We start from the raw sequence: 15092 nt of genomic DNA, 5'->3' as shown, positions 1-15092 counted from the left end.
CCGACGTGACGCTCAAGCGTGTTGCTGAAACCATCCCGGCCGAACAGGCAGCAGCCATCGGCGTCAAACTTGACCAGAAGGCACCGGTGGCGACACCTGACGAGCTGGGCAATTACGATGCAATCATCTTTGGTACACCGACGCGCTTCGGCAATATGGCGGGACAGATGCGCACGTTTCTCGACCAGACCGGCGGACTGTGGATGAGCGGCGCGCTGGTCGGGAAAATCGGCAGTGTCTTTGCATCGACCGGCACCCAGCACGGTGGCCAGGAAACCACGATTACGTCGTTTCACAGCACACTCCTGCATCAAGGGATGGTCATCGTGGGTGTGCCTTACACCTGCGCAGGGCTGACCAACATGAGCGAGATCACCGGCGGTACGCCCTATGGCGCGACCACCCTGGCAGGCGCTGACGGTAAACGGCAACCGTCAAAAAATGAACTGGATATTGCGCGTTTCCAGGGGAAACACGTCGCTGAGCTTGCAATCAAGATCGCGGGTTAATGCAAGCACCTGAATGGGCGCGTATTGCAGGACACGAGCTAGCCTGTGTAAGGCCGGGGCGGACTTCACCACCGCGCCGCTGATACTCGCGGGTGGCTTGGCGATTCTAGAGAAAGCCTTGCGCGTCGGGAGTCATTGAAGACGACGTAAGCGTTGTTGGATTCAGAGGAGCGACGTTCCAGTGAGGTCGCTCCTCATTACCCATGCCGCTCATACACCTCCAGCTCAAGCATCGCGCATACAACATTGCGGCAGCGCACCTGCGGGCTATCGATAGCACCTCGTAACACACCTCAATGATGAAAAACCGCTCCCACAGAGCCATCGCTCGCTACCGGAGTGAGCGTCAACAATCTGTTATTTTTTTGAAACACCTTCTCAACCGCTAATCAGTTAGTCCGGTTTTTTGACACATCCCCGATATGCGGTCATAACTTTTGCACTCCGCTGGGTCAAACCACGGTGGCTGTCGATGGAATATTGGCATCTTCCGAGGTTCTTGCCTGATACGGAGATAAGCTCATGATTTTCAATGTACAAAATTTTGGCGCCAAAGGAGATGGCATCACTGACGACACAGCGGCGATACAAAGTGCAATTGATGCGGCGGCCGCCGCAGGCGGGGGGCAGGTTTACGTACCGACCGGAACCTATATCGTTTCGGGAGGAGTGGAACCTTCCGACGGTTGCCTGATGCTCAAGAGCAACGTCTACCTGTACGGCGACGGCATGGGCGCTACCACCGTCAAGGTGGCTGACGGCTCCGACACCAAGATCACCGGAGTCATCCGCTCCGCCTATGGCGAGGAAACCCACGACTTCGGCGTCAGCRAGCTCACCATTGACGGCAACCGTGACAACACTACGGGCAAGATCGACGGTTGGTTCAACGGCTACATTCCCGGGCAAGCAGGCTACGACTCCAACGTCACCCTCGACAGCGTCGAGATCAAGGACTGCTCGGGGTACGGTTTCGACCCCCACGAGCAGACCGTCAACATGGTCATCAAGAACAGCGTGTCCCACGGCAACGGCCTGGACGGTTTCGTAGCTGACTTCCTGAGCAACAGCACCTTCGAAAACAACGTCGCCTACGACAACGACCGGCACGGTTTCAACGTCGTGACCAGCACCCACGACTTCACACTCACCAATAACGTTGCCTACAACAACGGCGGCAATGGCATCGTGGYGCAGCGCGGCAGCGAGAACATCCCCTCCCCCAGCAACATCACCATCACCGGTGGCGAGGTGTATGGCAACGGCGCCGAAGGGGTGCTGATCAAAATGTCCAGCGAAGTGACGGTCAGCGGCGTCGACATTCACGACAACACCAGCGCCGGGGTCCGTATCTACGGCAGCAACCACGTCGAGCTTATCGACAACACGCTCCACAGCAATTCCCTGGGCAACCCCGTACCGGAGATCATCATCCAGTCCTACAACGACACCCTGGGTGTGTCCGGCAAGTACTACAACGGCAGCGATAACATCATCCAGAGCAACATCATCACCGGCAGTAACCTGTCGACCTACGGCGTTGCGGAACGCAATGAAGACGGCACTGATCGCAACGCCATCATCGGCAACACCATCAGCCACACCAGCAACGGTGCGACGCTGGTCTATGGCGACGGCAGTTACGTCAGCGACACGGTCCCGATGACCACCGTGCAAGGCACAACTGGCAACGACACCCTGCTGGGCAGCGCCGGCAGCGAGATTTTCTATGGCGGTGCTGGCAACGACACCATCAATGGCGGGGCCGGTGACGACATTCTGGTAGGCGGTGCAGGCATCGACAAACTCACCGGCGGTACCGGCGCCGATACGTTCCGTTTCACCACTCAGTCCGACAGCTACCGCAACGCAACCGCGAGCTTCGATGACACCATCACCGACTTCGATGTCACCCAGGACAAGATCGACCTCGCCGGCCTCGGTTTCACCGGCCTGGGCAATGGCCATGGCAGTACCCTGCAAGTCAGCTACAGCGCCAGCACTAACCGCACCTACATCAAGGACTACGATGCCGACGCCAGTGGCAATCGCTTCGAATTGATACTCTCGGGCAACCTCGCCAGCACTCTGACCGCCAGCAATTTCATCTTCAATCGTGTGCTCACCGGCACCAGCGGCAACGACTCGCTGCTGGGCAGTGATTCGGCCGACACCCTGCTCGGCCTGGCGGGCAACGATAGTCTCAGTGGCGGCGCCGGCGACGACAAGCTCGACGGCGGTGCCGGCATGGACACCCTCACCGGTGGTGCCGGAGCGGACACCTTTGTGTTTTCCAATCGCCTGGACAGTTACCGCAACTACAACACCGGCGGTGCCAACCTTGGCGACCTGATCACCGATTTCGATATCACCGCCGACAAGATCGACCTCTCGGCCATGGGTTTCACCGGTCTGGGGGATGGCAAGAACAACACCGTGTACGTGGCGCTCAACAGTACCGGGACCAAGACTTACATCAAGTCCCTGACTGCCGACGCCGATGGCAACCGCTTCGAAGTGGCACTGAACGGTAACTACCTCGACAAGCTGACCAGCGCCAACTTCGTCTTCGCCACGTCATCATCGACCAACCATGCGCCATTGCTGGCGACGCCTCTGCTGGATCAGAAAGCAGCCGAAAACACCCCGTTCAGCTACGTGGTGCCGGCCACCAGCTTCACCGATCCGGATAATGACAGCCTCAACTACAGCGCCACCCTGTCCGATGGCAGCGCCCTGCCCGCGTGGCTGAGCTTCAATGCCACCAACCTGACCTTCAGCGGCACGCCGACCAGCACCGCATCCGGCAATTACAACGTGCTGATAAAGGCCATGGACCCGGCCGGTGCATCGGCCAGCGATAGCTTCGATCTGGTAGTGGCCAACACCGTCACCGGCACCAACAATGCCGAAACCCTCAACGGCACGGCGGGTGCCGACCTGATCCTCGGCCTCGGTGGCAACGACACGATCAAGGCCGGCGCTGGCGCCGACACCGTCGACGGCGGCGGCGGACGCGACTCGCTGTATGGTGGCGACGGTGCCGACACCTTCCGCTATACCAACCTGCTCGACAGCTACCGCGACTACGACACGGGTGGTATCACGGCCACTGACACGATCTATGACTTCACCGCGGGCGTCGACAAAATCGATGTGTCAGGCCTGGGCTTTGTCGGCCTTGGCGATGGCCACAATGGCACGTTGTACATCACCCTCAACGCGGCGGGCGACAAGACCTACATCAAGTCCGCCGAAGCGGATGCCGATGGTAATCGATTTGAAATCGCCCTCAGCGGCAACTACCTCAACACCCTGACCGCCAGTGACTTCGTGTTTGGCCAGCACGCCCAGCAGGACATCCTCTACCTGCCCACCCTCGGCCAATCCAATGCGCGCCTGCTGCGCATGACAGAGGACGACAATCAGTCCGGCACCTCGATGCTGGTCAACGACCTGGATCGCTACACCCCCTATGACGTGCGCAGCCAGTTCACCGATGCCGATGGCAACGGCATCGACATCGCGGTGGGCGGCAGCACGGTCACCGGCCTGTCGACGCTCAGCGCCGAGGAACTCAAGTTGTGCTGGTGGCTGACCGACACCGACCAACCCGGGGCTGCGCTGTTGCGCGCCGTGACGCTGCTGAGCGAACAGCGCTCCGAACTGCAATCGATCAATAACGTCACCATGGGCATCATTTGGGGCCAGGGTGAGGAAGCCGCTCAGGAGATCGCCCAAGCCACGGACAAAGCAGCGGCAGCAGCGGCCTACAAGGATGCGACCCTAAAGGTGTTTGACTACCTGCATGCCCAGTTCGGCAACTTCGACGTGTACATGATGGAAACCGGTCACTACGAGCAGGACGCGGCGCGCGCCCGTGGCTATTCGGAAGAGAAGATCGCCTCCATCGTCGAGGGGGTTGGCTATGTTCACGCCGCCCAGGAAGCCATTGCCGCCGAGCGCGCCGACGTCAAGCTGGCGGTGGACTACAACGACCTCCCCTTGCGACACGAAGTCGATCCGCTGACGTATCCCGACGACGTCTGGCACCTGCACGAGGAATCGGCGGAAATCGTCGGCCAGCGCCTGGCCGACTACATCGCCAATGACTTTGGCTTCCAGGGCAACCCCAACGACAACAACAGCGTGCAGGACATTTTCGACAACAACCGGACGATGATTTCCGGTACCGACCAGGCGGATACCCTGGTGGGCAGCTCGGGCAACGACACACTGGATGGCGGCCTGGGCGCCGACACCATGACCGGTGGCGATGGTAACGACATTTATGTGGTCAACAACGTGCTCGACCGCGTGGTGGAAAGCAACACCTCGACCTCGCAGATCGATACGGTACAGGCCTCGGTCAGCTGGACCCTGGGCGCCAATCTCGAGAACCTGGTGCTCACCGGCGTGTCGGGCATCAACGGCACCGGCAATGAGCAGCACAACTTCATCACCGGCAATGCCGGCAATAATGTGCTCGATGGTGCCGCAGGGGGCGACAGCATGAGCGGCGGCGATGGCAGCGACACTTACTATGTCGACAACGCCGACGACATCGTGATCGAGATCAACAGCAATGCGCTGTCCGGTGGGATCGACAGCGTGCACAGCAGCCTGGCGGCCTATACCCTCGGCAACAACGTCGAGCATCTGTATATCGATAGCACTGGCGCCGCCAATGGCACGGGCAACGCGTTGGACAACACGCTGTTCGCCGGAGCCGGCAACAACGTGCTGGACGGACGCGAGGGCAATGACACGGTGTCTTTTGAACGCGCCGCGTCTGGCGTTACCGTCAACCTCTCGACGTCAGCGCAGCAAAACACCGTGGGTTCCGGGCTCGACACCGTGAAGCTMTTCGAAAACCTCACGGGAAGCGCCTACGCCGACACTCTGTCGGGTAGCAGCGGCGCGAACGTTCTGAACGGTGGTGCGGGCAACGATACGTTGGTGGGCGGTTCGGGCAATGACCGGCTGATCGGCGGTGCCGGCACCGACAACCTCACCGGAGGCACTGGCGCGGATACCTACGTGTTTGATGCGCTGTCGGACATGGGCGCCGGCGCTTTACGCGATGTGATCAACGGTTTCAAGAGCACCGAGGGTGATCATCTGGACTTCTCCGGCCTGGACGCCAACCCGCTGACCACTGCTATCGACGCCTTCACCTTCATCGGCGCCAACGCCTTCGACCCTGCCGACGCCACCGGCCAACTGCGCTTTGCCGATGGCATTCTCTATGGCAGTGTCGATGCCGACGCCGCCCCCGAGTTCGAAATCACACTGGTGGGCGTCACGGAGTTGCACGCCAGCGATTTCACAGCCTGAGTTACGCCCAAAAGGGATTTGCAGTGCTCGAAAAATCGAGGACAGCCACAGGTCAAAATGCAGGAGCGGGCTTGCCTGCTCCTGCATTTTGCATTCTGGTACGGGGGCAGGCGTCAATTTCGCCAGCGAGAAAAAAACTCGGTCAAGGTAGGTTTTGGAAAGGTGATCCAACCCCTGCCCTTCAGTCCTTGCTCGATTTGGGTATCGCAATACGGCTACTGGTCTTGACCTCGCGTAATGCCAGGCTGGACTGGATGGAGGCAATACCCACCTGGCGCCTGAGCACCTGCTCGATAAAGTCACTGTAGCTATCAAGATCCTCTGCCAACACTTGCAGCACGTAGTCGGCATCCCCGGTGATCTTGTGGCAGGACAACACTTCGGGCAACTGCGCAATCACCGCCTCGAAGTCGTCGGGGGCGTGATCGGCGTGGGTGGAAAAACGGATGTGCACGAACGCCATGATGTCCAGCCCCAGCATTCGTCGATCAAGGTTAGCCTGATAGCCCTTAATCACTCCCGCCTCCTCCATTCTCTTACGCCGCCGCCAGCAAGGCGTAAGGCTTAACGACAGGCGCTCACTGAGCTCGGCGTTGGAGATACTCGCATCCTCCTGCAGCAATGCGAGAATCGCCAGGTCGGTGTCGTCGAGACTGATGCGCTTGGATGTTTTTTTCTGCATTGCGCCATTCCTGAGTAAAACCTCCCGCAATATCTACCAAACACCGAAAACAAAGCAAAGAAATCGCATCCGTACCAGAACAAAATATTTGTACTGGCTCACATCAACGGATGCGCACAATGTTTACAGTTTTCAGTGATTCCCACCGTTTGCACCACGGCACCGAATTGAAAGACGGCGTACTCAAGCCGTCCTTCGAACAGCCCAGTCGGGCCGATACCGTCCATCATCGGGTCAAGCAGGTCGGGCTTGGTCAGGTCATCGAACCGCGAGCCTTTGACCGGTCGTGCTATGTCAACGCGCACAGCGAGCGCTACGTAACCTTTCTTGAATCGGCCTGGTCTGAATGGAGCGCAACCGGACGCACCCACGATGCCTTGCCGCTGGTATGGCCAGTGCGCGATCTGGCTAACGAGCATGTGCCGACTTACATCGACGGCAAGTTGGGTTTCTACGCCATGGACGCCGGCTCCCCGATTACCGCCACCACATGGCAAGCGGTAAAAACCAGCGCCGATATCGCGCTGACCGGGCTGGCGCTGATCGATGAAGGCCACGACAGTGCTTTTGCCCTGTGCCGTCCGCCCGGCCATCACGCAGCACGTGAATACATGGGCGGCTATTGCTATCTCAACAACGCCGCCATTGCCGCACAGCACGCCATTACCCAAGGCGCCAAACGTGTCGCGGTACTGGACGTCGACTTTCATCATGGCAACGGCACCCAGAACATCTTCTACGGGCGCAGTGACGTCATGTTTGTCTCGCTGCACGGCGAACCGACGGTGTCCTATCCGTATTACTCAGGCTACAGCCACGAAGTCGGCGCCGGCCACGGCGAAGGTTACAACCTCAACTACCCGTTGCCGAAGAACACCACCTGGGAAAGCTATCGCAACGCCCTGCTCCACGCCTGCAAGAAACTTCAGCAATTCGCCCCTGAAGTGCTGGTTATTTCACTCGGCGTCGACACATTCAAGGACGACCCCATCAGCCACTTTCTGCTGGAAAGCGACGATTTCATCGGCATCGGCGAGCTGATAGCGGGCGTGGGCTGCCCCGCCCTGTTCGTGATGGAGGGCGGCTACATGGTCGATGAAATCGGGATCAATGCGGTCAACGTGCTGCACGGTTACGAGAGCAAACGCACCTGAGTCATCCCCTGAATCGCAGCGTTTCAACTATTGAATCGGAGAATAAAAACATGACTCTTTTTATAGACGTCGATCATGCCGCACGCCTGTTCGCCAAGGTGGGAATCCGTCTGGCAATACGCGAAATGGCGGCTTACATCGAAGCTGACTACTCACGCTGGGTGCAGTTTGATAAGTCGCCGCGCACCGCCAATCATTCGGCCGAAGGTGTGATCGAGTTGATGCCGACCGACGACGGCCAACAGTACTCGTTCAAATACGTGAACGGTCACCCGGACAACGGTCAAAGCAATTTGCTGACGGTCATGGCCTTCGGTGTCCTGGCCGACGTCCACAGTGGCTATCCAACCTTGCTCAGCGAACTGACGCTGACCACGGCCGTGCGCACTGCCGCGACCTCCGCCCTGGTCGCGCAGTCCCTGGCGCGCCCGGGTGCAAGCGCCATGGCAATCATCGGCAATGGCGCCCAGAGCGAATTTCAAGCCATCGCCTTCTACGAAATGCTGTCCATCAAGGAAATCCGCATTTTCGATATCGATCGCGACGCTTCACTTAAGTTGAAGCACAACCTAGCCGCATTCCCGGATATCGAGGTGATTCTGGCCAACTCGGTACAGGACGCGGTCAAGGGTGCGCACATCGTCACCACGGTCACTGCAGACAAGGCCTATGCAACGATTCTGACGCCCGAGATGATCGAGCCCGGCATGCATATCAATGCCGTCGGCGGTGATTGCCCTGGGAAAACCGAACTGCACGCCGACATCCTGCGCAATGCCCGGGTCATCGTTGAGTTTGAGCCTCAAACCCGGATTGAAGGCGATATTCAACAACTGGAGGCCGACTTTCCCGTCGTCGAATTCTTCCGGATTGTTCAAGGTGAAGTCGCGGGCCGTGAGAACGACGCCCAGGTCACGGTTTTCGATTCCGTGGGTTTTGCACTCGAAGACTTTTCGTCACTGCGCTACGTGCACGACCTTGCGCGGGAGCATGCCATCGGTGAGCGCATCCATCTGGTGCCGACGCCTGCCAACATAAAAAACCTCTATCAACTGCTTGATCAGCAGCCAGCAGTTCCCTCGCGCCTGCGCACAGTCAGCTGATCGCCATAGGTGAGGCCTCCTGAGCAAAGTGCCAAGGGGCTACTCACCGTGTGACCGGACGAGAAACCCTGCCACACGCAAACCACCACCGTCAGTAGCCGTTGCATCTCTAACAAGAACGCTAGACACCCACTTTCTGCCAAAACTCAAAAACATAAAATCAAGAGKTTTTGTAATGAAAACGACTCCGTCCGGGCTGCCTGAACAGCCCGCGCTGCAGCGCACCCTCAGCAATCGTCACATTCAGTTAATGGCCATGGGAGGCGCCATTGGTACAGGGCTGTTCATGGGCTCCGGGAAGATCATCGCCCTTTCCGGCACGTCGATCATCCTCATCTATATGATCATCGGCTTGTTCGTCTACTTCGTCATGCGCGCCATGGGCGAACTGTTGCTCTCCAACTTAAACTTCAAAAGCTTCGCGGATTTTGCCGGTGCCTACCTTGGCCCGCGAGCAGCATTTTTTCTCGGTTGGTCGTACTGGCTGAGTTGGAGCGTCGCGGTAGTGGGTGATGCCGTGGTGGTCGGCGGCTTCTTTCAATACTGGTTCCCTGATGTACCCGCCTGGATACCGGCCATCGGCGTGCTAATGACGCTGTTTGCCTTGAATGTGCTGACGGTCAGGCTTTTCGGTGAAGTGGAGTTTTGGTTCGCGATCATCAAGATCATAGCCGTCGTCACCTTGATTGGCGTCAGCATGGTGCTGATTGCCAGCTCCTTCGTCTCACCCAATGGCGTCACTGCCTCCCTGAACCACCTGCTGGATAAACAGGCAGCCTTCCCCAACGGCCTGTTCGGTTTCTTTGCCGGTTTCCAGATGGCCATCTTCTCCTTTGCCGGCACCGAGCTGATCGGCACAGCAGCAGCCGAAACCCGCTCCCCCGAGAAGACCCTGCCTAAAGCCATCAACTCGATTCCGCTGAGAATCATCCTGTTTTATGTGCTGGCACTGGCCTGCATTATTGCGGTGACCTCCTGGCAACAGGTTTCGCCCAACAAGAGTCCTTTCGTCGAACTGTTTCTGGTTGCGGGATTTCCCGCAGCAGCAGGTATCGTCAACTTTGTCGTGCTGACATCTGCCGCTTCATCGGCCAACAGTGGCGTATTTTCATCCAGCCGCATGCTGTTTGGGCTGGCCAGTCACGACAATGCTCCAGGGATTTTTCGGCGTTTGTCGGGCAATAGCGTGCCTCTGCTGAGCCTGGCGTTCACCACACTGTTGATGCTGGTGGGAGTGCTGTTGCTGTTCATCGTTCCGGAAGTCATGACAGCGTTCACCATCGTCTCGACCGTGTCGGCGATCCTGGTGATTTTCACTTGGTCGACCATCCTCGCGTCGTACATTGCCTATCGCAGAAGCCGGCCCGATCTGCATGCGCAATCGGCCTACAAGATGCCTGGCGGCGTGCCGATGGCCTGGTTCTCCTTGGCGTTCCTGGGCTTTGTACTCTGTTTGCTGGCATTAAGACCTGACACCCGGATTGCTTTAATGGTCATGCCGGGGTGGTTTATATGGTTGGCAATTGCCTATCAGCTGACCCACACCTGGAGGCCCAAACCCGCAGCTGGATCGATAAGTCAGTACAACTGATTTTACCTGGAGCCTTTGGGGGCGCCCCCCCTAGAGTGACGTGGCATTTGTGGGGCACCCGCGGGTCGAATAGCTGCAGGCGAAGGCCGTCAAATTTCAGTGGCGGCTAACTCGCTCCTGCAACCCCACCGCCGCCGAGCGGTATGGCAAGTTCTGAGCACTGACTTACACTGCGATACACCAATGCGAACGAATAACTATTCAACGCATTGATCAATCCCACGGCAATCCGGGCATCACGTAATGATCTGGGTGAAGCCAACATGAAAACGGTCACGGCCCTTTTCACCTGTCTACTCGCTGCCAGCGTATGCGCGGCGGCGAGCACTTGTGTTAATGCAGCACCAACCTTCAAGACCAGCTTCGACTGTGCCGAGGCAAAGGCGTCCGTCGAAAAGCTGATTTGTCGCGATCCGCAGCTGGCGCAGATGGATATCGAACTGACGCGTCTTTATCGCCTGGCGCTCACGGATGAACATTCAGTGCCGCGTCCGGACAAAATCATGATCGACCAGCAGTTCTGGATCGATGCCCGCAATCAGTGCGCCTCCACACCTGTCCCCAAGACGTGCACAGTCCGCAGTTATGCCGAGCGCGCGTACCAGCTGCGCCAAGGCTCGGCCATCGTGAGAACCAAGGACCCATACAGACTCACCGAGGGCCCCCTGGCTTTTCGTTGTACAGGGCTTGACCCGCTGGTTGCCGCCACCTTCTTCACCACGCAGCCTGGTGTCGTGTACCTGAAATGGGCGAACACCTCGATCGTCCTGAACCAGGAGCCGAGTGATTCGGGAACCCGATACACAGGCAAGGACTCCCAAGGGAATTACAGTTTCTGGCAAGACGGCGACGTGGTGCTATTCCAGAAGCCTGGCTCAGGGCCAATGAGTTGCAAGGCCGAGCCGGTCGGTTGATGTCTCTGGCGCAAGTACCGGCGCCCTGCTCCCAGCCCCAAAACCTGCAGGCAAAAAAAAGCCCCGAAACCACATAAGGTACGGGGCAAAAAATTGGTTGGTTGCGGCCAACCAAAGGAGCATTTTTCAAAGCGGTTACGGGTTACAGGCAATCCTGCGCGGCACGTTCGAAACTCGAAGGCATGAAGTTCGACGCCAGCAAGTGGCGCTCATACAAAAACACCTTGCCGCCGTTCGGCGCTTTGTAGGCTTCCAGGACGTTGTCCGCGGCGACTTTGCTCGGCACCACGATCCGGTAGCTGCGCTGGGTTTGCGAGACCGTCGGGTTCAGTGCGCTGCCCTGCAACTTCGGTACCACGCAATCGGCGTATTCGGCAGGCGTTTTTTTCGTCTGCAGGATCTGCGTCGGGTCGTTCGGCGCAGTGGCACAACCGGCCAGCAGCAAGGTGGCGAAAGCCATGGCAGGAACAAATAAAGGGCGCATCGGTGCAGTCCTGAAGTAAAAAATCTGTTTCGTTGCGCAACGGGTCACTGTCGTTGCGGTTATGGTCCGGGTGTTCAGCCAGCAGTCACCAGGGTTTTGAGCGAGTCATCGAACTGCTTCAAGGCGCTGAGTTGCAGGTCGCGTTGTTGATCGATCTGGGCGGCAATCTCGGCTGCAGCTTTACGGTGTACCCAGACCGAAGGCATTTGTTTCTCGACGGCGCCTTCGGCCTTGCCGATGTATTGCAGGTTGGCATCGTAGAACCGTGCGGCGAAACGCGCTTCGACCTGACTGTTGCGTTGGGTCAGCAGACGGTTATGCGTATCGAGCATCACCACCACATCCGGATGGGCCTGCAACAACGCATCGAGGTTGTTGTAGACGGTCACCGACAGKAACTGCTGCTGTAACGAACTCATCAGCCAGTCGATTGCCAACTCTGGGTCGGAGCTGTTGATGAACGCGTCGCGAATCCGCGCATCCAGCGCATCGCGCGCGCCGTTCACCGCCACATCGTGGTAACGCTCGAGGTATTGCAGGTTGTCCAGGGTGTTTTCGCTGTACAGCACACCGACGGTTTGCGAATGCTGCAACCCGGTACTGGCGCCGGCGATGGGCAGAAAATGGCACGACTGGGCGTCGTCTGCGTAGGCGGTTGCAGCAGTATGCGCAAGCTGCTCGGCCGCAATCCCCGACAGGATCGCCTCGGCAACCTTGCGCGCTCCTGATTCGTCCGTATTGGGCATCACCACGGCGATTTCTTCCCCGCCATAACGAGCCGCCATGTCTCCCGGGCGACGTACACAGTGCTTGATCGCCTGACCAATGATCCGTAGACATTCGTCTCCAGCGAGATGGCCGTAGTGATCGTTGTAGCGTTTGAAAAAGTCCACATCGATCAGGATCAGTGACAACGGGCTTGCGAGTCGCTTGGCGCGTTTGAGTTCGACATCCAGGAACTGATCGAGATGCCGGCGGTTGGCGAGGCCGGTGAGTTTGTCCTCGCTGGCGAGAACTTCCAGCGTCTGGTTAAGCTCGATCAGTGCGGTTTGGGTGGCGAGCAATTTTTCCTCCGCCCGAATACGCCGGCTGATGTGGGAAATCAGCCGGCGTCCCAGTGCGACCAGGAGCCCCAACAACAGCAGCACCACAGCGACAGATTGCTTTGTCTGACTGAGCCACGCTTGCATTGCCTCGGCCTGCCCCACCGCAACCGTCGTGACGACAGGATATTGATCGTTTCTCTTGAATGCGTAGAGGCGATGGATGCCATCTACTTTCGACGCAAAATCCACGGTGCCCGATGAGGTGTTGCGCAAGTATTCGGAGAATATGGGTGCGTGAGACAGGTCACGGCCGATGTCTTCCACTTGAAAGGGATACCGCACCAGCAGGCGCCCTTCGGATGAGGTCAGGCTGATCGCGCCGAATTGCCCCACGTGGATGCTTCGATAAAGTTTGAGGAAGTGTTCGAGGCTGATAGTCGCGGCGATTACCCCGGCAAAACTTCCATCAGGGTGATCGATGCGTCGGCTGACGGAAATCACCCAGGCGCAAGTGACACGGCTGAGAATCGCCGGGCCGATATAGATACCGCGATCCGCGACGTCTCGGTGATGCTTGAAGAACGCCCGATCTGCGTTGTTGCTATTGGATGAGATCAGCATGTTGGTCGAGAATAGCCAGTCCCCTTGGGCGTCATATAGCACCACATTATTTAATTGCGGGAGCGCATCCATCTGCTGGGCAACCAACTTGCTCAGCCGTTTGAGTTGCTCCGGGCCGGTGCCGTCTTTCTCGATCCTTTCTGTCAGGCCCAGCAACAGCACTTCACTTTGCTTGAAGGTGCCCTCGGTGTAAGTGTTGAGCGCGTGAGTCAGGTTCAATGTATCGGTATTGATGTCGCTCAAGGTGTTCTGTCGGGCTGTCCATGTCTGCCAGGCCGTCAGCAGCACCACGGAGACACACACCAGAAAGATCAGAAAAGTGGCAAGTCGAAGATCGCGTTTCAAGGAAATACCGGGCTGTTGAGTACACTGGCGTCAAAGGCTGCGCATTATAGAAGGCTTTTGGCCAGCATTGCTGATGCATATGGATAGGTCAGCCCTGCGCCGGGAATGTTTCCAGGTCGGCAAGCCATATCTGCGTCAATTGGTAAAAACCTGATATGTTGTACGATGACAGATGAGTTGACGTAATCCATCTGTCGTCCTCGCACCTATAACAACAAGGAATTACCCATGAAAAAAGTGAAACTGATTATCGGTTTTCTATGCCTGTTCAGTGGCTACGTGGCGGCCTCCCCCGCATCGAGCGAGAAGGATGTTGCCACTGCGGTAGACCATCTGACTCAAGCGATGCTGACCAAAAACGTCCCACAACTGAATGCGCTCACCGCTGAAAACCTGACCTACGGGCATTCCAGCGGGAAAGTCCAGGACAAGAAAGAGTTCATCGCCGACATTGAAAGCGGAAAAAGCGCTTTCAAGACGCTGGAGATGCAGAACCAGAAAATTACCGTATCGGGTGATGTGGCGTTGGTCCGCCATCATTTTTCGGCGCAGGCCATCAAGGGTACCGAGATTGTTCCCACGGAAATCGAGAACTTTCAGATCTGGCAAAAACAGCAAGGCAAATGGTTACTGGTAGGACGACAAGCGTTCCGGCTCTGACCTGGCGAGGGGTGTCAGGCAGTTGCAATGCTGGATGTGCCGGCCTCTTCGCGAGCTAGCCCGCTCCCACACTGGATTTTCTGTGAGCACATTATTTGTGCACGCCAGCGATCACTCGTGGGAGCGAGCCTGCTCGCGATCGCGTCCCTTGCTACACCGCTAAACAGCGGCCTTGAACCCCTCCCTCCTCCCGCTGCAACGCCCGAGCCTGAATCACATCCAGCACGGCACAGCCTTCGCGCGTCAGTAGATGCACCGCCCGGGTGACGCGGGTCAGGTCGCAATCAGAAATGCCTTTGAGGTTTCGGGGCCGAACGCGGAGCGTCCATTGAGGCGTTCCTTTGTATGCTCCGCCGCCCCACCTTTGTGCTGATGCGCCTTGAATCAAAAACAGCACATCGACTCAATATCCGCATCGAAATCTACGCAACCATAGGCCCTGTGAACCACCCACAATCCACTTGCAAGGACATCATCATGGCCATCGCAAAAGCTGTACCGGGCAAAACCCTGCTGACCCCAACCGACCACACCCTGATCATGATCGATCACCAGTCGCAAATGTCCTTTGCGACCAAGTCGATCGATGCCGTCACCCTGCGCAATAACGCCGCACTGGTGGCCAAGGCAGCCCGGGGCTTCAAGG

Annotated in this window: 9 protein-coding genes and 2 pseudogenes; 8 read left to right on the top strand and 3 right to left on the bottom strand. The window is 57.9% G+C overall.

Annotation, left to right across the window (positions count from 1 at the left end; translation table 11 throughout):
- The coding region (gene wrbA, locus AC1DLB_RS07070) for an NAD(P)H:quinone oxidoreductase (protein WP_477784793.1) at positions 1–509 on the top strand (509 nt) is incomplete at its 5' end.
- 522 nt (positions 510–1031) lie between these two features.
- Complete coding sequence (locus AC1DLB_RS07065; protein WP_477784792.1) at positions 1032–5846, top strand: M10 family metallopeptidase C-terminal domain-containing protein; 4815 nt, start codon at positions 1032–1034, stop codon at positions 5844–5846.
- A gap of 181 nt (positions 5847–6027) precedes the next feature.
- Here AC1DLB_RS07065 and AC1DLB_RS07060 read toward each other — a convergent pair whose 3' ends face one another.
- The gene (locus AC1DLB_RS07060) at positions 6028–6528 is read right to left on the bottom strand and encodes an Lrp/AsnC family transcriptional regulator (RefSeq protein WP_018925946.1); all 501 of its coding nucleotides are present in this window, start codon (positions 6526–6528) and stop codon (positions 6028–6030) included.
- 119 nt (positions 6529–6647) lie between these two features.
- Here AC1DLB_RS07060 and AC1DLB_RS07055 point away from each other — a divergent pair, with 119 nt between their 5' ends.
- From AC1DLB_RS07055 to AC1DLB_RS07040, 4 genes are all read left to right on the top strand, one after another.
- On the top strand, positions 6648–7682 hold the full coding sequence (locus AC1DLB_RS07055; RefSeq protein ID WP_192350518.1) for a histone deacetylase family protein: 1035 nt from the start codon (positions 6648–6650) through the stop codon (positions 7680–7682).
- A gap of 50 nt (positions 7683–7732) precedes the next feature.
- Entirely contained in the window at positions 7733–8785 is a 1053-nt protein-coding gene (locus AC1DLB_RS07050) for an ornithine cyclodeaminase (RefSeq protein ID WP_477743097.1), read from the top strand.
- 175 nt (positions 8786–8960) lie between these two features.
- A complete protein-coding gene (locus AC1DLB_RS07045; protein ID WP_138867694.1) occupies positions 8961–10376 on the top strand; it encodes an amino acid permease in 1416 nt (471 codons plus the stop codon).
- Positions 10377–10639: 263 nt separating this feature from the next.
- On the top strand, positions 10640–11290 hold the full coding sequence (locus AC1DLB_RS07040; RefSeq protein ID WP_192350520.1) for an MliC family protein: 651 nt from the start codon (positions 10640–10642) through the stop codon (positions 11288–11290).
- Between the two features lie 142 nt (positions 11291–11432).
- On the opposite strand, the gene AC1DLB_RS07035 is transcribed toward AC1DLB_RS07040, so the two are convergent.
- The gene (locus AC1DLB_RS07035; protein ID WP_026286402.1) at positions 11433–11774 is read right to left on the bottom strand and encodes a hypothetical protein; all 342 of its coding nucleotides are present in this window, start codon (positions 11772–11774) and stop codon (positions 11433–11435) included.
- A 656-nt stretch (positions 11775–12430) separates the two neighbouring features.
- Positions 12431–13786 (bottom strand): annotated as a pseudogene (locus tag AC1DLB_RS07030) (diguanylate cyclase domain-containing protein); the annotation flags it as partial.
- A 228-nt stretch (positions 13787–14014) separates the two neighbouring features.
- Here AC1DLB_RS07030 and AC1DLB_RS07025 point away from each other — a divergent pair.
- Both AC1DLB_RS07025 and AC1DLB_RS07020 read left to right on the top strand, forming a co-directional pair.
- Complete coding sequence (locus AC1DLB_RS07025) at positions 14015–14446, top strand: nuclear transport factor 2 family protein (protein ID WP_086944282.1); 432 nt, start codon at positions 14015–14017, stop codon at positions 14444–14446.
- 477 nt (positions 14447–14923) lie between these two features.
- A pseudogene (locus AC1DLB_RS07020) lies at positions 14924–15092 on the top strand (hydrolase); the annotation flags it as partial.

Source organism: Pseudomonas sp. 05N434, assembly GCF_056396965.1.
This window is presented reverse-complemented; position numbering and strand designations above follow the sequence as displayed.

What these genes read in the sequence shown, in the direction of transcription:
- AC1DLB_RS07035 (WP_026286402.1), bottom strand. Translation starts at nt 11,774, where the DNA reads ATGCGCCCTTTATTTGTTCCTGCCATGGCTTTCGCCACCTTGCTGCTG.
- AC1DLB_RS07050 (WP_477743097.1), top strand. Translation starts at nt 7,733, where the DNA reads ATGACTCTTTTTATAGACGTCGATCATGCCGCACGCCTGTTCGCCAAG.
- AC1DLB_RS07060 (WP_018925946.1), bottom strand. Translation starts at nt 6,528, where the DNA reads ATGCAGAAAAAAACATCCAAGCGCATCAGTCTCGACGACACCGACCTG.
- AC1DLB_RS07025 (WP_086944282.1), top strand. Translation starts at nt 14,015, where the DNA reads ATGAAAAAAGTGAAACTGATTATCGGTTTTCTATGCCTGTTCAGTGGC.
- AC1DLB_RS07055 (WP_192350518.1), top strand. Translation starts at nt 6,648, where the DNA reads ATGTTTACAGTTTTCAGTGATTCCCACCGTTTGCACCACGGCACCGAA.
- AC1DLB_RS07040 (WP_192350520.1), top strand. Translation starts at nt 10,640, where the DNA reads ATGAAAACGGTCACGGCCCTTTTCACCTGTCTACTCGCTGCCAGCGTA.
- AC1DLB_RS07045 (WP_138867694.1), top strand. Translation starts at nt 8,961, where the DNA reads ATGAAAACGACTCCGTCCGGGCTGCCTGAACAGCCCGCGCTGCAGCGC.